Source organism: Cellulophaga sp. F20128 (assembly GCF_023015805.1).
Taxonomy (GTDB): domain Bacteria; phylum Bacteroidota; class Bacteroidia; order Flavobacteriales; family Flavobacteriaceae; genus Cellulophaga.
Genome location: NZ_JALKBA010000001.1, coordinates 336,364 through 361,583 on the forward strand (window position 1 = coordinate 336,364; position 25,220 = coordinate 361,583).

General features: G+C 37.0%; 20 protein-coding genes. 17 read left to right on the top strand and 3 right to left on the bottom strand.

Going from position 1 to position 25,220, the window contains the following annotated elements; genetic code table 11:
* Nucleotides 1-8: 8 nt before the first annotated feature.
* The 5 genes from MWU65_RS01435 to MWU65_RS01455 all read left to right on the top strand — a co-directional run bounded on the left by MWU65_RS01435 (nucleotide 9) and on the right by MWU65_RS01455 (nucleotide 8,512).
* Entirely contained in the window at nucleotides 9-1,520 is a 1,512-nt protein-coding gene (locus MWU65_RS01435) for a parallel beta-helix domain-containing protein (protein WP_247075136.1), read from the top strand.
* 47 nt (nucleotides 1,521-1,567) lie between these two features.
* Nucleotides 1,568-4,654, top strand: coding sequence for a SusC/RagA family TonB-linked outer membrane protein (locus MWU65_RS01440; protein ID WP_247075137.1), 3,087 nt, complete (start codon nucleotides 1,568-1,570; stop codon nucleotides 4,652-4,654).
* An 11-nt stretch (nucleotides 4,655-4,665) separates the two neighbouring features.
* The gene (locus tag MWU65_RS01445) at nucleotides 4,666-6,138 is read left to right on the top strand and encodes a SusD/RagB family nutrient-binding outer membrane lipoprotein (RefSeq protein ID WP_247075142.1); all 1,473 of its coding nucleotides are present in this window, start codon (nucleotides 4,666-4,668) and stop codon (nucleotides 6,136-6,138) included.
* A 26-nt stretch (nucleotides 6,139-6,164) separates the two neighbouring features.
* Complete coding sequence (locus MWU65_RS01450; protein WP_247075144.1) at nucleotides 6,165-7,055, top strand: PKD domain-containing protein; 891 nt, start codon at nucleotides 6,165-6,167, stop codon at nucleotides 7,053-7,055.
* A 92-nt stretch (nucleotides 7,056-7,147) separates the two neighbouring features.
* Nucleotides 7,148-8,512: an aldehyde dehydrogenase gene (locus tag MWU65_RS01455; RefSeq protein ID WP_247075146.1), complete on the top strand. Its 1,365-nt coding sequence runs from the start codon at nucleotides 7,148-7,150 to the stop codon at nucleotides 8,510-8,512.
* Nucleotides 8,513-8,568: 56 nt separating this feature from the next.
* On the opposite strand, the gene MWU65_RS01460 is transcribed toward MWU65_RS01455, so the two are convergent.
* The 3 genes from MWU65_RS01460 to MWU65_RS01470 form a co-directional block, all read right to left on the bottom strand.
* The gene (locus MWU65_RS01460; protein ID WP_247075148.1) at nucleotides 8,569-9,039 is read right to left on the bottom strand and encodes a hypothetical protein; all 471 of its coding nucleotides are present in this window, start codon (nucleotides 9,037-9,039) and stop codon (nucleotides 8,569-8,571) included.
* A 157-nt stretch (nucleotides 9,040-9,196) separates the two neighbouring features.
* Nucleotides 9,197-9,379, bottom strand: a complete 183-nt coding sequence (locus MWU65_RS01465) for a hypothetical protein (protein WP_247075149.1) — start codon at nucleotides 9,377-9,379, stop codon at nucleotides 9,197-9,199.
* A gap of 30 nt (nucleotides 9,380-9,409) precedes the next feature.
* Nucleotides 9,410-9,574 (bottom strand): DUF1328 family protein, encoded by a 165-nt coding sequence (locus MWU65_RS01470; RefSeq protein ID WP_247075150.1) that lies wholly within the window; start codon nucleotides 9,572-9,574, stop codon nucleotides 9,410-9,412.
* 289 nt (nucleotides 9,575-9,863) lie between these two features.
* Here MWU65_RS01470 and MWU65_RS01475 point away from each other — a divergent pair, with 289 nt between their 5' ends.
* The 12 genes from MWU65_RS01475 to MWU65_RS01530 all read left to right on the top strand — a co-directional run bounded on the left by MWU65_RS01475 (nucleotide 9,864) and on the right by MWU65_RS01530 (nucleotide 25,178).
* Entirely contained in the window at nucleotides 9,864-10,373 is a 510-nt protein-coding gene (locus MWU65_RS01475; RefSeq protein WP_247075152.1) for a DNA starvation/stationary phase protection protein, read from the top strand.
* 50 nt (nucleotides 10,374-10,423) lie between these two features.
* On the top strand, nucleotides 10,424-11,311 hold the full coding sequence (locus tag MWU65_RS01480; protein ID WP_247075158.1) for a mechanosensitive ion channel family protein: 888 nt from the start codon (nucleotides 10,424-10,426) through the stop codon (nucleotides 11,309-11,311).
* 150 nt (nucleotides 11,312-11,461) lie between these two features.
* Nucleotides 11,462-12,571 carry a helix-turn-helix transcriptional regulator gene (locus MWU65_RS01485; protein ID WP_348646014.1) on the top strand — a complete coding sequence of 370 codons (1,110 nt, stop codon included), beginning with the start codon at nucleotides 11,462-11,464 and terminating at the stop codon, nucleotides 12,569-12,571.
* A 145-nt stretch (nucleotides 12,572-12,716) separates the two neighbouring features.
* On the top strand, nucleotides 12,717-15,677 hold the full coding sequence (locus tag MWU65_RS01490) for a PSD1 and planctomycete cytochrome C domain-containing protein (RefSeq protein WP_247075160.1): 2,961 nt from the start codon (nucleotides 12,717-12,719) through the stop codon (nucleotides 15,675-15,677).
* Nucleotides 15,677-17,125, top strand: a complete 1,449-nt coding sequence (locus MWU65_RS01495; RefSeq protein ID WP_247075161.1) for a DUF1501 domain-containing protein — start codon at nucleotides 15,677-15,679, stop codon at nucleotides 17,123-17,125. Before MWU65_RS01490 ends, MWU65_RS01495 begins: the two co-directional genes overlap by 1 nt.
* 14 nt (nucleotides 17,126-17,139) lie before the next feature.
* On the top strand, nucleotides 17,140-18,066 hold the full coding sequence (locus MWU65_RS01500; RefSeq protein ID WP_247075162.1) for a hypothetical protein: 927 nt from the start codon (nucleotides 17,140-17,142) through the stop codon (nucleotides 18,064-18,066).
* A 7-nt stretch (nucleotides 18,067-18,073) separates the two neighbouring features.
* On the top strand, nucleotides 18,074-19,474 hold the full coding sequence (locus MWU65_RS01505) for a c-type cytochrome domain-containing protein (RefSeq protein WP_247075163.1): 1,401 nt from the start codon (nucleotides 18,074-18,076) through the stop codon (nucleotides 19,472-19,474).
* 83 nt (nucleotides 19,475-19,557) lie between these two features.
* Nucleotides 19,558-20,184, top strand: coding sequence for an ATP-binding cassette domain-containing protein (locus tag MWU65_RS01510; RefSeq protein WP_247075164.1), 627 nt, complete (start codon nucleotides 19,558-19,560; stop codon nucleotides 20,182-20,184).
* Nucleotides 20,181-21,371, top strand: coding sequence for an FtsX-like permease family protein (locus MWU65_RS01515; RefSeq protein ID WP_247075165.1), 1,191 nt, complete (start codon nucleotides 20,181-20,183; stop codon nucleotides 21,369-21,371). Before MWU65_RS01510 ends, MWU65_RS01515 begins: the two co-directional genes overlap by 4 nt.
* Before the next feature lie 8 nt (nucleotides 21,372-21,379).
* The gene (locus MWU65_RS01520; RefSeq protein ID WP_247075166.1) at nucleotides 21,380-22,999 is read left to right on the top strand and encodes an FAD-dependent oxidoreductase; all 1,620 of its coding nucleotides are present in this window, start codon (nucleotides 21,380-21,382) and stop codon (nucleotides 22,997-22,999) included.
* A gap of 60 nt (nucleotides 23,000-23,059) precedes the next feature.
* Nucleotides 23,060-23,506, top strand: coding sequence for a hypothetical protein (locus tag MWU65_RS01525; protein WP_247075168.1), 447 nt, complete (start codon nucleotides 23,060-23,062; stop codon nucleotides 23,504-23,506).
* Nucleotides 23,507-23,609: 103 nt separating this feature from the next.
* Complete coding sequence (locus MWU65_RS01530; protein WP_247075170.1) at nucleotides 23,610-25,178, top strand: hypothetical protein; 1,569 nt, start codon at nucleotides 23,610-23,612, stop codon at nucleotides 25,176-25,178.
* The last annotated feature ends 42 nt before the right edge of the window (nucleotides 25,179-25,220 follow it).

The window sequence follows — 25,220 nt, forward strand, 5'->3', positions numbered from 1 at the left end:
AATATAAAATGAAAAAAACAACTGGTTTATTCAAATTTCTTGCAGCCATTGTCTTTCTAGGCATAGGTGTATTTGTAGGCAAAACATTCTTTGCCAACAAATACTCAGAAGCCACCATACCCATGCCTTCTACTATGCAGTACAGAAATGTGGGCTTTACTACAGATACCACCCAAATGGCTCAAAAAGAAGATTTTAATGGAAAAGTAATTGAAGTAAAAAGCGGATCCTCCATACAAGCTGCCGTAAAAGAAGCCAATCCCGGAGACCTAATACGGGTATTTCCAGGTACCTATTCTGAGAATGTTTATATAGACAAAGATAACATCAGCCTTCAAGGTGTTGTCATCAATGGAAAGTGGCCTACACTCGACGGTAAAAAGAAAATAAATGACGCCTTTTTGTATTCAGGCAACGGTATTTTAATTGAAAACTTTAAAATCATTAATTATAAGGGTAATGGTATCATGGGGCAGGCTGGCAATAATTTTATCATTCGAAATAACTGGATTATTGATACAGGAGTATATGGTATCTTCCCACAATATGGCAAAAACGGACTTATTGAACACAACGTTTTAAGTGTCATTGCAGATGCCGCAATTTATGTGGGCATGTGCGATAATGTGGATGTAATACACAATGAAGTTTTTGATAACGTGGCAGGGATAGAGATAGAAAATTCTAGGCACTGCTTGGTGGAAAATAATTATGCCCATAACAATACGGGCGGCATATTAGCCTTTGTAACCCCAGGGCTTCCCATTAAAACAACTTTTGACGTCATCATTCGAAACAATTTTATAGTTAATAACAACCATGAGAATTTTGGAGCGCCAGGATCCACAGTGGCAGGTATACCGCCAGGAACTGGTATTTTGATTATGGCTGCAGATGATGTTATTGTAGAAAACAACATCATTACTGGAAATGACAATGCAGGTATCACCATAGTAGATTTAACCAATGGCGATCCTAAGGCCAATGATCCAAATTCTGAACCCAACCCAGATAGGGTTGTTATTTTAGATAACATTATGTACAACAATGGCAATAATCCTACGGGCGAATTAAAAGCTCTTATGCTTACGCAAATGGACACCAAAGGGCCAGACATTTTTGCCTATGGCGGTGGTACAGGAAGTACCATTAGAGACAAAAATAAATATCGCTCTTTTGGCATTGACAATTATGGTCCAGCCCAAATAACAGACACAAAAGACATTACCACATTTATGCTTCCAGAACCTGTAGCGCCTAGATCTGTTTCCGACCATGAGCTAGGAGAACTGACCTACTACGGTATTTGCGCAGGTTGCCATGCCTTTAATTCAAGATTAATTGGTGTTCCCACCAATATTATACAAGCTATTCACAACAACAACCCTCAAGGCATTGTAGATTATATCAGTAATCCTAAAAACCTAAGGGAAGACTATCCGGAAATGCCTCCCCAAAATTATTTATCAGATGAGGCTAAAATGGCGGTTGCTGAATACATCCTAGCCTTAAAAGAATAAAAAACCATTGCCCAATCATGGGAAAACAACTAAATAACCAAAACTAAATGAAGAAAATAATAATCTTACTGGTGGCAATTGGTTTTTCAATGACAACCAACGCTCAAAAAACCATTTCTGGCAAGGTCCTAGAAAAAGACACCAACACCCCACTTTTGGGAGTTAGCGTTATGGTTAAAGGAACTAACAAAGGTGCTTCAACAGATTTTGATGGCAACTTTCAACTTCAAGGAGTTCAAAATGAAGACATTATTGTGTTTTCCTCCTTAGGATATTTGACTCAAGAAGTTACAGTAGATGCAAATACAAATCTAACCGTATGGTTAGAGGTCAATGCACAAAAAATGGAAGAAGTAGTTGTAACCGCCCTCAACATTCAAAGAGACAAAGAGTCTTTGGGTTACTCTGTATCGCAAGTATCTTCGGAGGAAGTCAATGTTGCGCGAGAGAATAATGTTATGAACTCACTTTCTGGTAAGGTTTCAGGTTTACAAATAACCCAAAACAACACCGGTGTAGATGGTTCTAGCAGAATTTTACTAAGAGGCATCACAACCATCAACGGATCTAACAGGCCCCTGGTAGTCGTAGATGGTATTCCCATTAGTAACGGTGGTGGTGGTGGCTCTGCTTGGGGTGGTGTTGACCGCGGGGATGCACTTTCAGATATTAACCCAGACAATGTTGCCTCTATAAGCGTTCTTAAAGGTGCCGGCGCAGCAGCAGCTTATGGATCTTTAGGAATGAATGGTGTCATTTTAATAACAACCAAAACAGGAATCAAAAAAGAAGGAGTTGGTATTTCCTTTAATTCCTCTTTTAACACCACAGAAGTAGCATTAACTCCTGACTTTCAAAACGAATATGGCTCTGGTGCTTTTGGAGCTTTTGCTCCTATTAATGCTGATGGAAGACCTGTTCTAGATTATCCTTTTTCATGGAGTTGGGGGCCAAAAATGGAAAGACAACCCTATACCAATTGGTTGGGTCAACAAGCTACATTTTCACCCAACTCTAGTGCAGATCCCTATAAGGACTTTTACCAAAATGGATATACCTTAGCAAATAGTATTGCCTTTGAAGGACAGAGTGAAAAAGGTTCTTTTAGAATTGCTATTACAGATGAAAATAGCCAGGGTATTATTGCTAATAATACGCTAGACAAACAAACATTTAGTATTAGAGGTTCCTCACAACTTACAGAAAACTTTAGTGTTGATGGAAAAATGACCTATATCACATCTAAAGTAAAGAATAGACCCCAATTAGGGGAAGGTAGCGGAAATACAGCATTACAGCTCTCATTGATGCCACGTGATATCCGATTAAATGATGTTGCCAACAATACAATTAATACCAATGGTGAAGAAATAAAATGGAACTTAGACAATACCTTTAACAACCCTTATTGGGCATTAGACAATGCAGGAAACTTTGATGGAAAAGATCGTTTTCAAGGGTTTATTTCAACCAAATGGAAAATAAATAATGCCTTCAATATCACAGCTAAATCAGGTGTTGATTATATTTCCTATGATTATACCAGTTTTGGAGAAAGAGGAGCCGTTGCTGTAAGTAACGGCCTGGGGTCATACAATCATGATAGTGGAAAAAGCCGCATTTGGAATTCAGATATTCTAGCCACCTATACAGCAAAAATAGCTGATTTTAATTTCACTGGAAGTTTAGGGTCTACCTACAGAAATGAGTCTAGTAGTTCTTTAAACATCTCTGGCAATGATAGTAAAACTCCTAATTTCTATAGAATCAGTAATTACAAAAACTCTTTTAGCTCGGAGAGTATTTCCGAAAAAGGAATTTACTCTTATTATGCCTTAGGGCAATTTGGTTATGGTGGGTACCTTTATTTTGATGCCACCATTAGAAACGACCACTCCTCTACACTACCCAAAGAAAATAATTCCTATTGGTACCATTCGGAAAACATGAGTATTCTATTCTCTAAAATCTTAGGCATAAACCCAAACATTCTAAGTCAAGGTAAACTTAGAGGGTCCTATGCCAAGGTTGGTAATGATACCAGTCCGTATAGAACACAGGCGGTATACAATATAGATCAGACTGTTACTTTGCCCTATACGATAGGTTCCATTTCTGGAAGTTTACCTTCTTTTGATTTAAAACCAGAAACTTCAGAGTCTTGGGAAATAGGAGCGGATTTAGGATTCTTAAATAACCGGATTCAATTGGATGTAACTTATTACCAAACGAATACTACAGACCAGATCATGGCAGTACCTATTTCAGGATCTACCGGGTATTCTTCTAAAGTAATCAATGCGGGAGAAATAGAGAATAAAGGATATGAAGCCCAATTAAATCTTATCCCTTTTGAATCTGATAATTTTCAGTGGGACTTAGGTTTTAACTTTACCAAAAGCAACTCTAAGGTAATCACTTTAAACCAAGGGTTAGAGAGTATTTCCTTAGGGTCTTTATGGACGGCTTCAGTTGAAGCTAGACCAGGTCAAGAATTTGGAACAATTTATGGCAATGATTTTTTACGAGATAATTTTGGAAGAAAAATAATTGGTAATGACGGACTAGCCAAACGTGGTGATCGGGTTGCATTAGGTAATATTAACCCTGATTGGTACGGTGGTTTTACCAGTAAAATTCGCTATAAAAACCTAACATTAAGTACCTTAATCAGTGCCCAAGTAGGTGGCGAATATTATTCTTATGGGAGAGGGTATCGCTTATTTTTTGGAACAGATCAACGGAGTTTAGTAGGCAGGGAAACTGGAATTATTGAAGAAGGCATCAATGAACACACTGGCTTTACAAATGAGGTTGTAGCTAGCGCCTTTCTAAAACAATTTACAGATATATTCGCAAATGAAATTGCTACAGATCTTATTATAGATGCTACCAATGTAAAACTTAGAGAAGTAGCCCTAACATTTGATTTTCCAAAAACCATGTTGCGGAATACTGGTATTCAATCTGCCAGCATATCTGCCATAGGTAGAAACCTATTCTTTTTATACAACGCTTCGGGTGATATTGATCCCGAAGGAAGTTATAGTAGTGGACCAACAAGTACAGCCTTTGAACATTCATCATTACCTTCTACAAGAAACTATGGTGTTAATTTAAAACTTAACTTTTAATAAAGCCAACTATGAAAAATATACAAAAAACAATTAGAAAAACAGTAGTTGCCTTAGGAATCCTACTATTGTTCGTTGCATGTGAAAACCATTTGGAGGACTTGTACGATAACCCAAATGCGGTAACAACAATAGATGATGCAGCCTTATTTACCAATGCTGTTCGAAGTTTATTTATAGGAACATCCGATAACGCATCTAGCCATTTTGCAGGACAACATGCTCATTATTACGTAGCCGGAAGTACGTGGCGTGCCCCCGATCAATACGGAGATGGTTTTGATGGGGATTACAACAGTATTTTCAATGGCCTTTACGGAGGCACCATTCGGCATATTGAAGAGGTCCTAGAACTAACCACGGCCGAAGGAACATCAAACAAGGTGCGTAATGCAATGGCACATATTATAGCCGTTTTAGGCTATGCCAAAATAACCGATGCCTTTGGGGATGTTCCCTATACCGAAGGTGGTAAGGGAAAATCACAAAACATCGTACAACCAAAATACGACACCCAAGAAAGTATCTACAAAGACCTTATCCTAAGATTGACGAACAGTATTACTATATTAAAAACTGCTGACCCTACAATGGGATACCCTAACTCTGACCCAATCTTCAATAACGACCTTTCCAAATGGATACGCTTTGCCAATAGTGTTCGCCTACGGTTGGCCATGCGATTACGCTATGTTGACCCTGGTCTTTCTGAAGCCACGGTTAACCAATGTCTATCACAACCCCTTATGGAAACCACGGCGCATGATGCCTTTATGATAGAAACCGAAGGAACTGGAAACGCCTGGTTTACAAGAAGAACAGGATTTCCATCGGTAAAAGTGTCCAATACACTTATTGACCAATTGCAAGGAACTGAAGACCCAAGATTAGCCGTTTTTGTTAGCACAAACGGGAATGGAGATTATTCGGGCATGGTCAACGGCCTTACGGATCAAGCCTTTGGAAGTTCAGATTTTGCAAACAGATCAGATATGGGACTTCCGTTAGCTTCGCCAGATAGCAAGCTATATGTAATAACAGCTGCCGAAGTTTGGTTGTTGCGTGCTGAGGCTGCCTTGGCTTATGATAATGATCCTGTTTCAGCCAATACTCTATATCGGAAAGGAATTGAAACTTCTATGAATCAATGGGAAGTAGCTGCACCCGAAATAACGACATTTCTTGCATCGCCAGCGGCAACATTGGCGGGCAACAATGATGAAGAACAAATTGGCGTACAAATGTGGTTAGCCCTTACACCAAATTTCTTTGAAGGGTGGTCACACATTCGCCGTACAGGATATCCAATGATACCCATTAGAACAACAGACAATTTATCAAAGGGGGCAACCAACGGTATAATGCCTCATAGATTTAATTATTCTTCCTTTGAATTGGGTTCCAATACGACAAATGCTACTGAGGCTATCAATAGACAAGGCGCAAATAAAATAGACACCCCAGTTTGGTGGGATAAAAATTAATCGTTTGAATTCAAAAATATAGAACTATGAAATATTTAAAAATAGCAGCCTTTTTGTTCCTGAGCTTAACCATGGTAAACTGTTCTTCTGACGACGCCCCATTGTTACCTTTGGCCGATTTTCAGTTTTTGGTTGAAGGCACTCAAGTTACCTTTAACGGTACTGTAGAAAATGCATCCACCATTTCGTGGGATTTTGGTGATGGCACAAACAGTACAGAAGAAGACCCTGTGTACGCTTTTTCAAGTGCAGGAGTATATCAGGTGGTTTTAACGGTGAATGGCGCAAACGGTACGTTTTCAGAAACAAAAGAAGTTACCATCCTTCCCTCTCTTGAAATATTACTCACGGGTGGGCAAGCGAGACCCGAAGGAAAATCATGGAAACTGAAAAAGGCATATACCGCAGGGAAAGAAGGCGCTGGATTAATTGAAAATGATCTTGGTTTGTTGATCGCCTCATTTGATAATTTATTGGACGCTGTTGGCTTAGGTGCTTCTTATGAAGATACCTTTACCTTTGTATATGACGGTTCCTACAAAGTAGATAATATAGATGGGCAAAGCCTGATGGGTATTATTCATGCAAGTGTTTTTCACGGGGCAAATATCACGGCTGTCTCAGCAGATTTAAACAATGTTCCTTTGGCAAATGCCTTATACACCCCAATTACCAACGCTACTTGGGAAATAAACGAGGGAGATTTTACCGTAGACACCGCATCTGGCCCAGTCAATTTTATAGGTAAAAAACAATTGATCCTAGGAGAATATTTAGGATTCAAAGAAACAACAACGGTCGTGATTTTAAAGGAAATTACCGAAACGACGATGAATGTAGCCTTGGGAATTCACACGGTAGAGGCAGCTTATGATAAGCCAACCTTATTATTTCATTTAACCTTAGAGTCTTTCTGAAAATTGAAAAGGCACTTGCTGGTTAATAAGGTGTATTTTTGTACTACATAGTAGTAGTTAATTTTCTAAATTTTAGTGTAAACAAAGAACAAATGGACGTATTAAAAAAGCAACAAAATTTCTTTAGATCACAGCAAACTAAAGAGGTATCATTTCGGATAAAGTCCCTGAAAAAATTACGTCAGGTTATACTAAACAGGGAAAGTGATATCTGCGACGCCATCTATGCCGACTTTAAAAAACCAAGGTTTGAATCCATGGCTGCTGAAACCCAATTTGTACTGGCAGAGCTTAGTTACGTCATAAAAAACATAGGGTTTTGGGCACAAGCAGAAAAGGTATCTGCTTCTCTGTTAAACTTCCCTTCCTCTGATTGGATTTATAAAGAGCCCTTTGGCACCGTTTTAATTGTTGCACCGTGGAACTATCCTTTTCAGTTGGCTATAGCCCCATTAATTGGAGCAGTAGCCGCAGGCAATACAGCCGTCATAAAACCTTCAGAAATTACACCGAATACTTCTAAGATTGTTGCTGAAATCATTGCCGCAGTATTTAATCCCGAATATGTTACCGTGATTGAAGGAGGTGTAGAAGTTTCTAAAGAATTACTACTCCAAAAATGGGATTATATATTCTTTACAGGAAGCACCCGGGTTGGGAAACTATTTTATGAAAGTGCCGCCAAACATTTAACACCAATCACTTTAGAATTGGGAGGTAAAAACCCTTGTATTGTTGATGAAACAGCTGCCATAGAACTTAGTGCAAAACGCATTGTATGGGGTAAATTCTTAAACGCCGGACAAACCTGTATAGCAACCGATTATATTTTGGTTCATAAGCGAGTAAAAGAAAAATTAGTAGCGGCCTTAATAAATAGTATTGAAGCTTCCTATGGAAGAAACATTGAAGCTTCTCCCGATTATGCCCGCACCGTGGATGCCAACCATTTTAACAACCTTAAAATGCTTCTGGAAGGACAAGAAATTATTTTTGGTGGCGAAAGTAATGCAGCTGATAATTATTTAGCACCCACCCTAGTAAACGAACCTAAATTGGATAGCAAGCTAATGGAAGGAGAAATTTTTGGGCCAATATTACCAATAATCTCTTATGAAAACGAAACAGATATAGACCGTTATATGATGAATTACGGCAAACCTTTGGCCACCTATGTTTTTTCAAAGAATAAAAAATTTCAGAAAAAAATAATACAAACCTATAGTTTTGGTGGAGGCGCCATTAATGATACGATCATACAAATTACCAATAAAAAACTTCCGTTTGGTGGTGTAGGTAGTAGTGGAATTGGAACTTATCACGGTAAAATGTCTTTCGATACTTTTTCCCACAAAAAAGCAATCATTAAAAAAGCGAATTGGTTTGATGCACCCTTGCGATATCCCCCCTATAACTTACCTCAAAAAATCGTAGAAAAAATTAAACTCTTGTTTTAAAAAAAAAGGCTAGCATTTAAAATGCTAGCCTTTTTTACTTCTATTGATCCTATATATTAAAATTGATATCGAATACCTAAGGCGATATCCAGATCTAAATCGTTGGAATAGCTATCGTTAAAACCAAGTTCTGGTCTCATATCTAGCGATATCAACAAAGGAATATTAAAATTATATTCAATACCTATATCCCCTGCAACTAGTGCAAATATACCATCATTATCTCCAGCGTCAAATGAACCAACACCACCACCAACACCAACATACCAATTAAAATTAGTATCTATAGGTTGTACCCATTGGTATAAACCAACTAATTTAAAGGCGTCTACGTTTTTAGAATTACGCCAGCCAAGGTCTAATTCTAACCTATTGTTGTCAGACAAATAATTTTGGTACGATATTTCTCCACCAAAACCATCATTATCACCAATACGCAATCCTAATGCGTTTTTAGCTATTGACTGCCCATGTACGCTAATTGCGGAAAAGGCTAAAATTGAAAATAAAAAAATTATTTTTTTCATAGTGTGTGTTTTAATTAATCAAAAATTGATCCTAATTGTTGTGCTAATATATAGCAAACCTTTCTGAATACTACTTTTATTGGTTGTTAAAATTTGTAAAAAAGAACAAGGAAATATTGTATTTCCTTGTTCTTTAAATGGCTACAGAAAAAACGCATTAATTATCGTCTGTAGCATCATCAATTTCATCCCCAACTTCCTCTACTCCTTCTTCAATTCCATCACCTACTTCCTCAATTCCGTCTTCAATTTTTTCTCCTGTACTTTTATTTTCCCTACATCCAGATACAGCTATTGCCATAACAAATGTAAACAATCCTAAATATGCTATTTTTTTCATATGTGTTGTTTTAAGTTGTTAATTTTAAATTTATATATTTCTTTTTTTTCCTGTAAATAATGATACTACAAAAAGTATCAGAAACAGAAAGAATAATATTTTAGCGATACTGGCAGCTCCTGCCGCAATACCTCCAAATCCTAAAATTCCCGCTATTATTGCCAGAACTACAAATGTAATTGTCCATCTTAACATAACTAATTAATTTAAAGGTTAATACTACTTTTTTGAATATTTAAATTCTATAGTACAAAGGTGCAGCTTTATACCAACAGTCCTTAACGCTATCAATTTAAACCTTAACTCATTTAAAATACCTAGCTAAGCTACTATATAATAGGTATCCCAATAGATACACATATCATCTGAGGCAAGATTCATTTTAAATGAGCAAAGCCATAACAGACCCTAAGATTAACTTTGTTATAAACAAACCAAGGCGTGGAAAAGCCACGCTAGAATACTATAAAAACGCACGAACAATTTGAATTATTTAAATATTAGTGACACTAAATTAATACCCGTTATTGGCGAATTAAATTTGCTTTTAGCAGATTATAGCATCTATTACCAAAAACTGAGAAGCTTTCATTGGAACGTATTAAGTGAAAATTTTTTTGACTTACATGATAAGCTTGAAGAACTGTATACCGATGCTCGATTAAAAATTGATGAAATTGCGGAAAGGGTTTTAACGCTAAGGTACCATCCTGTTAGCAATTATAGTAAATACTTAGAAACATCATCTATCAAGGAGGTTTCTCCATTAATTACAGATGTTGAGATGATTTCCGAAATTTTAGGTGATCACCAAAAATTATTAGAACAAATGAAAGCTACAATGGCTAATGCAGAGAAAGCTGGGGATAAAGAAACAATAGCCATGTTAGGATCTTATACCGCTAATTTGGAAAAATTGAGTTGGATGTTGGATGCTTGGCGTAAAAACACTGAAGATCAACTAAATACAAAATCCATTGAAAAAGTTTATTAACTTGTAGAAAGAGTAAACTTCCAAAACTTTAATCAACAAACCAAACGTAAATGAAAGATAAAATACAAACATCATTTCTTGAAATAATAGAAAAAATAGAAGGTTGGATTACAAGTTTCATTGAAAACCTACCCAATATTATTGTTGCCATAATTGTTATGGTTGTCTCCTACTATATTGCTCGTGTTGTAAACAAATGGGTTGTTAAATTAGCTTCAAAACGGATACCACAAAACAGTATTTCACAACTAATAGGTCGTATATCTGCCATATTTGTAGTTCTCGTTGGTCTCTTTTTAGCATTAGGAGCAATGGACTTAAGCAAGACACTAAACACCTTATTGGCTGGGGCCGGTATTTCTGGTTTAGTAATTGGTCTAGCCTTACAAGGCACATTATCTAACCTGCTTTCTGGTATTGTACTGTCTTTTCGGAAAAAAATAGAGCTAGGCAACTGGATAGAAACTACAGGTTTTGCCGGTGAAGTCATAGACATCAACCTAAATAGCGTGGTACTTAAGGAATTTGATAATAATTTAGTGGTCATACCTAATAAAACAATCATCGAAAACCCGTTTAAAAACTACTCCCTAACTACAAAAATGAGAATTGTTGTTGCCTGTGGTGTTGGTTACGAATCTGATTTAGAGCAAGTTGAAAAGCTGACCAAAGTAGCTATTGGCGGACTCTATAAAACAGATGACGATTCTGAAATAGAATTCTATTATACAGAATTTGGGGATAGTTCCATAAACTTTATTTGTCGTTTTTGGGTAGATTCTGAAAATGCAAAAAATAAGTTAGATGCCACAAGTGTAGCCATTAAAGCAATTAAAAAGTCATTTGATACCAATAATATTAATATTCCTTTTCCTATACGAACATTGGAATTTAACAATCAATTGGATATCAGTAACCCTAAAAAGAAGGAATTATAATCGCAAATAAAACTAATTAACGGCAACCATTTATTTTGAATAAAAATTTGGTTTAATTATTATTCGTATGATTTGTGTTGCAAAAAAGCCTCTTTTTAAAGGGGCTTTTTTTAGTATAACATTTCAGCAAAAACAAAAAACATCCCATTTATGATTAATTATTTACCTTTGATTGTTGACTTTTTCATCAAAAACACCAATTTTATGGGTCAACTGCAAAGAATTATGATTAAAATCAGTATTGATGCCAAAGGCATTGAAGGTACCGTAAAGCAAATTCAAAACGCTATTGGTGGTACCATCGAAGAACGTTGGGGTGAATACACACTAGCTGTAGATTCGAAAATTGCAAAAGGAAGCATCCGGTTTATTACTTTTGATTGGGGGGTTAATTTATTAGAATATGACATTACCTTTTTTGATGATATAACCATAGAAATGGATGCCTCTAATTTTAATCCAATTCATTTTACCTATTGCCTAGAAGGTGATTGCAGCCATCGTTTTGGATATCAAACTGATGAGCAGATCAAAAAATTAGAACAATTTCAATCCGTAATAATCACAAGTAAAGACGGAGGTTACAACTACTTTTATTTTCCCAAGGGGAAAAAACTAGCCATTAATGTTATTCAAATTACACGAAAACAGTTTTTAAAAAAGCGTCTTAATAATGTAGATCAGTTGAATAAAAAACTCTATGAAGTTTTTTTAGATACAGATCACGAGAACACCTTTTCCTATTTTGGAGCCTATAATTTAAAAATGGCGGACAAAATAAGTGCTTTGCGAAAAGTAAAAACAAAAGGAATGATTCGGATTATGCAAATAGAAGGAATGGTATACCATATTCTATCCATGCACCTCTTACAATACAATAGAGCCACAAATAACAAAAACTTAAAGACTACCTTACTTAGAAGTGAGCTTAAGATTGTCCGGAACATATCCAAAATGATACTTAATGAAGTGTCTAAAGACTATTCTTTAGATATGCTTTGTAGAGAATCTGGTCTATCGCAATCAAAACTTCAAGAAGGTTTTAAAGTATTATACGCCCGTACGGTTACAGAATATATTAGGCATGTACGATTAGAAGAAGCTCGAGATTTCATTAGAAATACCGATATGAATATCTCTCAAGTAGTGTACAGTATTGGTTTTAGCAGTAGAAGTTACTTCTCTAAGATTTTTAAAAACAAATACAAGATAAGCCCCAGTGACTTTAGAGAACATATACTTTCAAGGGTTAGTGCGTAAAAGCTTTTTATTCACTAATTTCATCCTTGTAAAACCCTAAAAACACATCCATTTTACGCAAAAAAGTATCACTTTATGCAAAATAAGTTGTAATTTATGCTTTCTTAATTTTCTATATTTGGAGTGATTCCATAAAACAATACCGGTGAGTTTTACAAAAATGTCCGTTTTCATTGTCCTTATCTCCATGCTTGTTTTACAGTCTTCGTGTAGCAGCTCCGGTGAATACACAGAACCCTTACCAGAAATTGTAGACTTTAATTTTCATATTAGACCCATTTTAGTACAAAACTGTTATTTGTGTCATGGGCCAGATCCTAGCAGTAGAAAAGCCAACTTAAGACTAGACAATTTAGAAGGAGCTACCGCATTATTAGAAGATGGCGGTTATGCAATTGTACCTAAAAAGTCTTCTAAAGGTCTTTTAATAAGGCGAATTAATCACACGGCAGAAGACCAAATCATGCCTCCGCCAGAATCTAATCTTAAATTAACCCCAAGAGATAAAGCATTACTGGAAAAATGGATAGATCAAGGTGCTCAATGGAAAGATCACTGGGCCTTTATACAACCTACGACCACTGCAAATGCTAACGATAATAATGTAATTGATGCTTTTATAGACAAGCGTATTGAAGAAAAAGGAATAGAAAAAATGCCAACTGCAGATAAAAACACGCTAATCCGAAGAGTTTCCTATCTGTTAACCGGACTTCCTCCTTCTCCTACTGCCGTTGAAAACTTTATAGCAAACAAAAGCGACTTGGCCTATGAGCAGCTCGTCGATAGTTATCTGAATACTCCCGCTTATGGAGAACGTTGGGCACGCCATTGGATGGATTTAACGCGTTATGCCGAAACAAAAGGACATGAATTTGATTACACCATAACTGGCGCTTGGAAATATCGAGACTATCTCATACGCGCTTTTAATGATGATATTGCATATGACCAATTACTAAAGGAGCATTTAGCTGGAGATTTACTAGAAAATCCCCGCTACGGCAAAGAAGATGGTATTTTAGAATCTCCCTTGGGGACCGCCTTTTTTGCTATGGGTGAAGGCACTCATAGTCCGGTTGATATTAGACAAGATGAAGCGGACCGTATCGATAATATCATAGACGTTACTACAAAAACTTTTCAAGGACTAACGGTTTCATGTGCCAAATGCCATGATCATAAATTTGATCCCATTACTGCTGCCGATTATTACGCCTTTTACGGTGTCATAGAAAGCACTCGATTCTCTCCAATTCCGGCTGAGTTATCTAAAGATAAAAAACAAACGGTTCAAGAAATTGAAGGTTTACAAACCTATATGAGACAAATGCTTGCTGATTCTTGGTCTGATAAAGCAAAATCAATACAAGCACAACACAGCATTAAAGACAAGCAAGTACCTTCCAAAGACACTCCAAATTATAAGGTAATAGGCGATTTTAGGAATTCAGATTTTAATGGATGGAAAAGTAATGGACTAGGTTTTGGAAATGGGACTACATTAGGTAATCCGATACTTGACAAAAACACTGAAAAATTAATACGCCTTGATGAAGGTCGTGCTTCTAGTAAAGCAATGGGACTAAGTATTTTTGGAGCTCTACGCTCTCCAAATTTTGTAATAGATACTGATTTTATCGGGATCAGAGCCTTAGGCGTAAAAAGTACAATTCGGATCGTTGTTGATAATTTTCAATTAATTCAGAATCCTATTTACGGAAATTTGACTCGGGGAATTAATACGCCTGAATGGAACAACCATACGTTTAATGTTGCATCCTTAAAAGGCCATAAAGCTTATATCGAAATATTACCAGGTGGGTACAATAGACACGACTACAGTCTGCCTGAAGATGCTTTTATAGAGGCCGAATACGCTATTGCCTATGATGAGGAATGGCCCAAAACTATAGGTAATGACCGCGAGCCTAATGCCATAGGTGTCTCTTCGCAATTGGTGAAAACAGTAAATAAACAACTTAAAAAAGGACAATTACCTTCCCAATTTCCAGCACTAAAAGTGATGATAGATAGTAGTGAAAGACTTGCTAAAAAACTAAAGTCCAATTCTTTTTTCTATGGTGTTTACGATGGCTTTGCCATTAATAGTCCTATTTTTAATAGAGGAAGCTATAAAGAATTGTCGGAAGACAGTATCCCTAGGCGGTTTTTATCAGCTTTACCTTTGGGAGACATTCCGTATTCGGCAGCAGGAAGTGGCCGTTTAGAAATGGCAAATGCTATGTTAAACAAAGACAATCCGCTTACGTCTAGGGTTATGGTAAACCGTATCTGGCACCACCTTTTTGGAAAAGGTATTGTAGAAACCGTAGACAATTTTGGTCTTCAAGGAAAACTACCTACCCACCCCGAACTTTTGGATTTTTTGGCTATAAATTTTCAAGAAGAAGGATGGTCTATTAAAAAAATGATTCGGCAAATCGTCGTATCCGAAGCATTTCAAAGAAGTACAATTAGATCTGAAGAACTAGCCGAAAAAGATCCTACAAATATCTATTTGGCATCTTTTCCAGTTAGGCGATTAGAGTCTGAAGCCATACGAGATGCTCTATTGTCCGTTTCCGGAAATTTAGACACAACCCTTTACGGAAAGCCCATTGCAACGCATCTTACCGATTTTATGCAAGGAAGGGGTAGACCAGCTACCTCTGGTCCTTTAGATGGTGGTGGCAGAAGAAGCATTTATCAAGAGGTGCGCCGTAACTTCCTAGAACCAATGATGACTACTTTTGATAGGCCAATGCCCTTTAGCACCTTTGGAAAACGAAATGTAACCAACGTGCCGTCGCAATCGCTGATTATTATGAACGATCCCTTTGTGGCCAAACAAGCAGAATTAATGGCGCAACAATTACTAGCCGCAGCCAATTTATCATTTGAAAACAAGGTGAATTGGGTCTATATGAAAACTTTTTCTCGTTCCGCAACTGCTGATGAAATCACGAAAGCAAAAACCTTTATTACAATGCTTCAAAATAGGAAGGAGCAAGAGTTACCAAAGGGTTTAGACAAAGAAACTAGCATTTGGACCACCTATTGCCATAGTATTTTTAACCTAAAGGAATTTATATACCTAATCTAATGAGCAAGTACCACAATTTTATGCAGCGTTCACTTTCGCGCCGAGAAATGCTAGACATCTGTAAAGGTGGCTTTGGTTCCCTTGCCTTTATGAGCTTGTTTGGAGGCCTGCCCTTATTGGGCTGTGAGCGTCCAAAAAATAATGCAGCTTCTAATTTATATTTGGGACCGCATTACCTTCCAAAAGCTAAAAATGTAATCTTTTTATATATGGATGGCGGTGTTTCTCAAGTAGATTCTTTTGACCCAAAACCAAGATTAGCAAAAGAAAATGGCGAAGACCCTAGAAAAAAATTCAAAGTAGATGCTACGCAATTTGATAACGTAGGTAAAATTTTAAAAAGTCCATGGGAGTTTACTCAATATGGAAATTCTGGGATACCAATCAGCGAACTTTTTCCACATATTGCAACCTGTGCAGATGATCTTGCAGTCATCCGTTCTATGACTTCAAATTTCCCAGAACACACCAATGCCAATTACTTTTTACACACGGGTAGCGGTATACAAGGAAGGCCAAGTATGGGCTCTTGGATGACCTATGGCTTGGGTAGTGAAAATAAAAACATTCCTGGATATGTGGTACTAGATGGTGGCTTAGTGCCTCCTGGCGGCTTGGATAATTTTAAAAATGGATTTTTACCTGCTTCCTATCAAGCCTCTATCTTTAAATCTGGTCCAGAACCTGTTGCAAACATAGTACCGAAAGAGGATGGAGCTAATTTGCAAGAACAAAAACTAGATTTCATCAAACAAATGGACCAAAGCCTTATCTCTAAAATGGGCGAAGAAGACGCCGTGGAATCAGCTATTTCTAATTATGAATTGGCTTATAAAATGCAAACTTCAATCCCAGAACTAACAGAATTTAAATCTGAGTCAGAAGCCACCAAGAAATTATATGGCTTAGATTCAGACGACCCTCATAAAAAAGGATATGCTTCGCAATGCCTATTAGCTCGTAGGTTGGTAGAGCGCGGTGTTCGATTTGTGGAGTTAACCTGTCCCAACATAAGTGGTTTTGATCGGTGGGACCAACACAGTAACCTTAAAAATGGACACGAACGTAACGCTCATGCCGTAGACCAACCTATTGCCGGTCTATTAAAAGATTTAAAATCCCGTGGCTTGCTTGAAGAGACCTTGGTCGTCTGGACTGGGGAATTTGGAAGAACACCCTTTGCACAAGGTGCTAATGGTCGCGACCACAACCCCTCGGCTTTTAGCATGTGGATGGCTGGCGCAGGCATAAAAGGAGGCACCATTTTTGGAAAAACAGATGAATATGGATACAGAGTCGTAGAAAACCCTGTTACCATCCACGATTTACACGCTACCATTATGCATTTGCTCGGTATAAATCACGAACAACTAACCTTCCGTTTTGGAGGTCGCGACATGCGACTTACAGACGTTCACGGCCATATCATAAAAGACGTATTGGCTTAATAAATGAAAAAAAAATGAAAAAAACAATACAACAAACTGTATTTATAATGTGGTTGTTAGCACCACTTTTTATTATGGGCCAACAAGCGTGGACCCAAGCAGAAATAAAACACTCCCTCTTTATTGCAGGCCCACAATTTACCGGAATTTTAGGCGAAAATAATGAAGTAGTTTGGGATTCTAAAAAAGCAAGTGCTAGAGACGGCTACGTACTTAAAAATGGAAATATACTAATTTGTTGGGGCGATGAGGTACGGGAATACAACAAGAAAAAAGAAGTAATATTTACCTATACAAGAGCTGAAAAGTCTATGGAATTAGGTACCGCCGTTCGCTTAAAAAATGGTAATACTATGATTACGGAATCTGGTAAAAGTCCCCGTATTATTGAAGTAAACAAAAAAGGTGTAGTTGTAAAATCCATACCTTTACAGCCAGATACCGACAATGTACACATGCAAACTCGTATGGCCAGAAAACTTAAAAATGGCAATTATTTAGCACCCCATTTATTGGCGTTTGCGGTTAAAGAATATACGCCAAATGGAGACGTCATTAAAACTTTTAAAACAGACGCAGATGCCCTTGGCGGCAGAGCTGCAGAAAACTGGCCTTTTACAGCAATACGACTAAAAAATGGAAACACCGTAGTTACACTTACACACGGCAATAAAGTGGTAGAATTAGATACTGAAGGAAAGGTGGTATGGAAACTTACCAATGCAGACTTAGAGGGAAATCCATTGGCAGATCCCTGTGGTGCACAAAGATTACCAAACGGTAATACCGTAATTACAAGTTATGGCGCCAAAGGCGGTTTAAAAATTATTGAAGTCAACCCAAATAAAGAAATGCTATGGAGTTATTCTGGCCACAATGCACATCATTTTCAAGTATTGACTACAAACGGTAAAAAAATTAAAGGGTCGCCCTTAAAATAACAGCTCATTGATTGTATTTACTATTGGGTTTTTAGAGAACCCATCGGACTTTATTCTCTTTTTAGGTAGACTACACCCACTTGTGGTACATTTACCTATTGGGTTTATTTTTATGGCTGTCATCGCCCAATTTGCATCCCAAAAACCAAAGTTTAAACCTCTTGAACCTTTTGTTTCATACATCTGGCTCCTCGGGATAGCAAGCACCTTTTTTGCAGTGCTATTCGGTTATTTTTTATCCCTTTCTGGCGATTACGACCCAGACACCCTTTTTTGGCACAAATGGATGGGTGTAGGGGTATTACTATTTATTATTGGCTGCTATTATAGTACCAAACAAGGCAAAACCACCTTTACCTACTCCAAATGGGCATTTACAATTATCGTAGCCATTTCTATCGGCATTACCGGACATTTAGGAGGAAATCTAACACATGGCTCAACCTACTTGCTAGAATACGCCCCAAATACAGTTAGAAATTTAGCTGGATTGCCAGACAAGGTTGAAGCACGTAAAAAAGTTGTTGTTTTAGATTCTGCTGATGTTTTTCTAGATATCGTTATGCCCATGATGAACAGTACCTGCATAAGTTGCCATAATGATGGCAAAAGGAAAGGTGGATTAAAGCTAAACTCCTATGTCAATATGTTAAAAGGTGGTGAAAATGGCGCAGCCATTGTTCCTGGAAAACCCCTAAAAAGTGAATTATTGCACAGAATAACACTGCCAGAAAACCACGAAGACTTTATGCCGTCAGAGGGCAAAAGACCTCTTACAACTCAAGAAGTTAACCTTATTGAATGGTGGATTAGCAATGGTGCACCCGATACTGGATACTTTACTGCCTTAAACCCCGACAAAAAAACACGTACGCTGGCTGAAAATTATTTAGGCCTAAACAAAAAAAATCAGTTGTACTCGCAACAGGTAGCCCCTCCAAAAGGCAAAGTTATAGATACCCTAGCCAAACGCGGTTTTGTGATTAACCGTCTCATGAACGACAACAACTTTTTAGATCTTAATTTAAGTTTAAGTGAACAAAGCCTACTGCCTAACGATCTAATCTTATTGCTTCAACTTAAAGAACAATTGCTTTGGTTAAACCTAAGCAACAGCAATATAACGGATACTCAGCTTGAAAAAATTGGTGCATTAAACAACCTTATCCGCTTAGACCTCAGCAATACTAACATTACAGACAAAGGTTTAGAACATTTGACGGCTCTAGAACATCTAGAGGTTCTTAATTTATACAACACTGGGGTAACAGACCAAGTATTCCCACTACTCTCAAAACTTAAAACACTTAAAAAAGTATATTTGTGGCAAACCAATATCACAGAAGCTACTGTCCTTCAATTTAAAAAAGAACATCCAAACCTTGTTGTGGATTTCAGGAGAGAATAAATACTAGTTCCACTTACAAATCATAATTTATTCTTAAATCAGAAAACGATACACTTCTATTGGTATATTTGTTTATTAAGATTATGATTAAGACTACCAAACTTCAGTTTTCATACACGCCCGATTCCGAATTTCATTTTCCGGACATTTCCTTGGCAGAAGGGGAGCATCTTTTAATTTTAGGAGCCTCCGGGGTTGGCAAGACTACATTATTGCATTTGTTATCTGGTCTACTGCCAGTGAGCTCGGGAAACATTACCATAGACGCTACAGAATTGCCCAGCTTATCTAGAAAACAACTAGACGCTTTTAGAGGAAGGAAAATGGGAATTATTTTCCAGAATGATTATTTTATTAGTTCACTTTCTGTCAGCGAAAATTTAGCATTGCGACTCTATTTTCCCGACAAGAAAAAAGACATTAAAAGAATTCGAGAGCTAGCAGCTAGATTAGGAATTCTAGATCAATTAGACAAAAAGGTTACCGCCCTAAGTGAAGGACAACGTCAGCGTTTGTCTATTGCCATAGCGCTCATAAACAAACCTAAGGTAATTTTTGCCGATGAACCAACCGCTAGCCTGGATGATGAGAATTGTGAAAAAGTAATTGAACTTTTGAAAGAAGAAGCTAGTCTCAGCAAAGCGAACTTACTTATAATTACACATGATCAACGAGTAAAAACAATGTTCAAAAACCATTTACAGTTATGAATCTTGTAAAACTCAGTTTTAAAAATTTAGTGTCAAAGCCTTTAAATGCTTTGCTAAGTTTGCTATTGTTAGTTTTAAGTGTAGCACTTGTAACCTTTATGCTGCAACTAAGCGAGCAAGTAAAAGGCAACTTAGATAAAAATATAAAACCTGTAGATTTGGTAGTTGGTGCAAAGGGAAGTCCATTACAATTGGTGCTTTCTTCCGTTTTACATATCGATGCCCCTACCGGAAATATTAAATTAATAGAAGCTGAAAAACTCAAAAAAAGTCGACTTATAAAAACGGCAATTCCTGTATCTTATGGTGACAACTACAAAGGGGTTCGTATTTTAGGCACGGACAGTACGTATTTTGCGATGTATCACGCCAATTTAAAAATGGGTCGGTTTTTTTCTAAATCTCATGAAGTAGTTCTAGGGAGTACTTCAGCCAAAAAACTAAAATTAAAGCTAGGCGACACCTTTTTAAGTTCACACGGATTAGCAGATCAAAGTTTACAAGAACACCACGGACATCCGTTTGTTGTGGTGGGTGTTTTGGAATCTACGGGGAGTGTAGTAGACAATTTAATAGTCACCAATTTAGAAAGCATTTGGGATGTTCATGGACATGCGGAAGAAGAACACAAGCACGAAGATTTAGAAATAACCTCACTACTAATTCAATTTAGAAATCCAATGGCAATGGTACAGTTGCCACGGTATATTAATGACAAAACCAACATGCAAGCTGCCTTGCCTTCCTTAGAGATTAACCGTTTGGTTCGCTTATTGGGTGTTGGAGTACAAACCATTCAACTTATTGCAATTGCCATTCTTCTGGTCTCAGGTTTAAGTATTTTTATTAGTCTTTTAAAGGCTATCCGCGAACGTAGGCAAGAGTTGGCCCTATTGCGCACCTATGGTGCAACTTCTGGTCAGCTACTATGGCTCGTTCTATTAGAAGGCTTGTTTTTAGGGCTTATAGGCTTTATTTTTGGATGGCTTATAGGTAGAATAGGATTATGGGTAATTGCCGCTTATGCTCAAGATAGCTATGGGTATTCCCTAAGTTTAGGTCTACCCACTACATGGGAAGCAATATTGTTAGTTGCAACTTTGGCTATTACCGCTTTGGCTTCTATTTTAGCTTCGCTATCTGTTTTTAAATTAAACGTTTCTAAAATATTATCCACAGAAAAATAAAGAGCATTATGAAAAGAAGAATCCTATTGTTTAAGTACCTACTTCCCCTATTTTGTATAGGTATGGCATCCTGTTCTGAGCAACCTGCAACGCCTACATACGACCTTGTAATTTATGGCGGAACATCTTCCGGTATCGTTGCAGCCATCCAAGCCACTAAAATGGGCAAAACTGCCATAGTAATAGAGCCAAGCGCTACAATTGGCGGACTTTCTACCGGAGGTTTGGGGGCTACTGATATTGGAAACAAACAAGCTATTGGAGGTATTTCTCGAGAATTTTACGAACGTATTGCACAAAAATATGCGAATCCTAAGGCCTGGAAATTTGAAAAAAGGGAAGCCTATATTAAGAATGATACCGCAACTTCTATGTGGACTTTTGAACCCAAAGTAGCAAAAGAAGTATTTGCAGATATGGTTAAAGAATACAACATAGACGTTGTTTATAATGAACGTTTAGATCTATCAAAAAATGCAAACAAAGAAAACGGAAAAATCATTTCCATTGAAATGGAATCTGGCAATAAGTACTATGGCAAAATTTTTATTGATGCTACCTATGAAGGTGATTTATTGGCAAAAAGTAATATCAGTTATACCATAGGCCGGGAACCCAATTCTAAGTACAACGAAACATTAAGCGGGGTACAAACAGCCTTGGGTTATTACCATCAATTTCCTGACGGTGTGGATCCTTATATTGTTAAAGGAGATGCTAATAGCGGCTTACTACCCAACGTAAATGCCGCCATTGCAAAAGATGGTACTGGAGATGATAAAGTACAAGCCTTCTGCTTTAGAATGTGCATTACGGATGTACCAGAAAACCAGATTTTAGTTGATAAACCAAAAGATTATAAAGAATTAGAGTACGAGTTATTATTTAGAGCAATAGAAGCCGGCTACAAAGGCCCGTTTTTTATTATGTCAATGATGCCGAATCGGAAAACAGATTCCAACAACAAAGGTCCTTTCTCCACAGACTATATTGGAAAAAACTATGACTATCCCGACGGCGATTATAAAACTAGGGAAGCCATTGTTAAGGCCCATGAAGTCTATCAAAAAGGATTATTATGGACACTTGGAAACCACCCTAGAGTTCCAGCCGAAATTAGAGAAGAATATATAAAATGGGGGCTTCCAAAAGATGAATATACCACCAATGGACATTGGACACCCCAATTATATATTAGAGAGGCGAGAAGGATGGTTAGTGATTTTGTAATGACAGAACACCATTGTACCCAAGATTCAATTTCTGCCGACCAATCTATTGGAATGGGTGCCTACACTATGGATTCTCATCATACGCAACGTTATATAGACCAAAACGGTTTTGTAAAAAACGAAGGGGATGTAGAAGTTGGTGGCTTTCCACCCTACCCAATAAGCTACAAAGCTATTGTACCCAATGAAAAAGAATGTACCAATTTGTTGGTTCCGGTTTGCTTGTCTGCTTCCCATATGGCATTTGGATCGATACGAATGGAACCTGTTTTTATGATTTTAGGCCAGTCTGCTGCCACCGCAGCTTGCATAGCCATTGATCAAGATATTGCAGTACAAAAAGTACCGTATCCGGAATTAAAAAAACAATTAAAAAAGGACAAACAAGTACTGTAGTCATGCCTTCAAATGTTCTGGAACAATTATTGAAATAGTATCTTTGAAAAAAATAGTGTTATGCTTAAAAAATTAGGATTATTATCAGTTTTTATACTCTTTACTCAAGTTGCCATATCGCAAGCCTTGTTAGATTGGGATGATATGATTTTGGGGGTTGCCTACGATGTACCTGAAGGAGGTGCAGAATTGGGTGAGTTTTTAACACCTACCTATACCAAACAAATGATTGCCTTAGAAGGTAAAGAAATTTCCATAATTGGTTACTTCCTAATTCTAGAAGGTGAAAAAGACACCTATATGCTTTCCAACAACCCAATGGCATCTTGTTTCTTTTGTGGAAATGGAGGGCCAGAAACTATTATAGAATTGTATTTTGATGCCAAACCTACCTTTCTTATGGACGACCTAATCTCCGTAAAAGGAAAACTAAAATTAAATAGAGATAATCCAGATCATACCTATTACACCATTGAACAGGCCAATGGCTTTGCTATAAAACTTTAATTTAGCATATCAGTTAAACATTTATTGGCTTGTGTCATTATAACATAACTTTTTATTGGAAATTTAGGGGTGTATTTTACGCTCCAATGACCTTTAAAATGAAATGGCAAGAAAAAACAAAACACTAAAACTAATAGCGCTTGCGGTAAGTGTATTTTTTATTCTTTTTATAACCCTACAATGGGTGGTCAAAAAACGAATAGAAAACTTTATTGACAAAAAAACACCTTCTCATCTCCAAATTAGCTACACCAACTTAAGGCTTAACCTTGCCTCTGGCAACCTAGTTGTAGACAGTATTAAAGTTGCATTCTTCAACAGAGATTCTTTAGCCAAACAAGCAGAATTAAAACTGGATCAACTCACCGTAAAAGACATTGGGTATTTTAACCTACTGCTAGATAACACCATCTCTTTACAGCAATTAATAGTGAACAAACCAAGATTAAAATTTGAAGTCTCTAAAGAAACCTCCCGCTCAAATTCCGAAGAACAACAAACAAAACCGTTCCCAAAAAACATCAACATTTCAGAATTGAAAATTGTAGACGGTACAATCGAAATTAAAAATTCAACTACCCAAAATTTAGCTAGTGTAAAAAAATTGAACCTTAGTTTAAAGAAGATTGTTATCACTACCGAAACAATAAAAAATAAAATCCCATTCACCTATGCCAATTATGAGTTATCTACCAAAAATCTCTTGTTGGACCTAGGGCGTTTTGAACAGTTAAAAATTGGAAGTATAACAGCAACCAAGGAAGAATTAGCTATATATGATTTTAATCTAAAGTCTAAATATACAAGAGAAGAACTCACCAAAAATCTCTTTACAGAAAGAGACCAAGTAAACCTTACCATTCCTAAAACTACAGTAAAAAAGTTACGTATTGGTTTTGTTGAGGATCAACTCTTTATTAAGTCACCTAAAATTAAAATCAATACACCCAGAATAGAAATATATAGAGACAAACGCGTAAAAGATGATTTAAGTTATAAACCCTTATACAGCCAATTACTGAGAACAGCTACCGCAAACATTAACATTACGGAAGTTAAATTAACAGATGGCTATGTCTCCTATGAAGAGCGATTAGAAACAAACATTGACCCAGAAAAACTATTTTTTTCTAAACTGAATGCCACCATAGATCAAATAAACAACACCCCTCTTGCCAAGGAGAAAACTAGTATTAAGGCAGAAACTATGGTTATGAACAAAACCCCATTACACTTAAATTGGAGTTTTTATGCCTCTGATGTGTCCGACTCATTTACGGCATCGGGTAACTTTAAAAATTTAAACATAGTAAGTTTAAATCCCTTTTTAAAATCCAACCTAAGGGCCCAGGCCGAAGGAGATATGCATACCATGTATTTTACCATCAGCGGTAACAGAATAAAATCTACGGGTAATATGAAGATGAAGTATGATAACTTTAAGTTTCGTATTTTAAAAAAAGATAGATTAGGAGTAAACAAATTACTCACCAAAATTGGTAACATTTTCATTAATGATGGATCAGCCACTGATGATGAAGGCTACCGCCATGGAGCCATTGAAGTGGATAGAGACCCTACGAAATCATTTTTCAATTACCTTTGGCTTAATGTAAAGGAAGGGATGTTAAACACGCTTACCGGTAAAGGAGTTAAAAAGAAAGATGAATAACTTTAATACAGCTAATCATTTAATGGTATGCATTAAACAAAC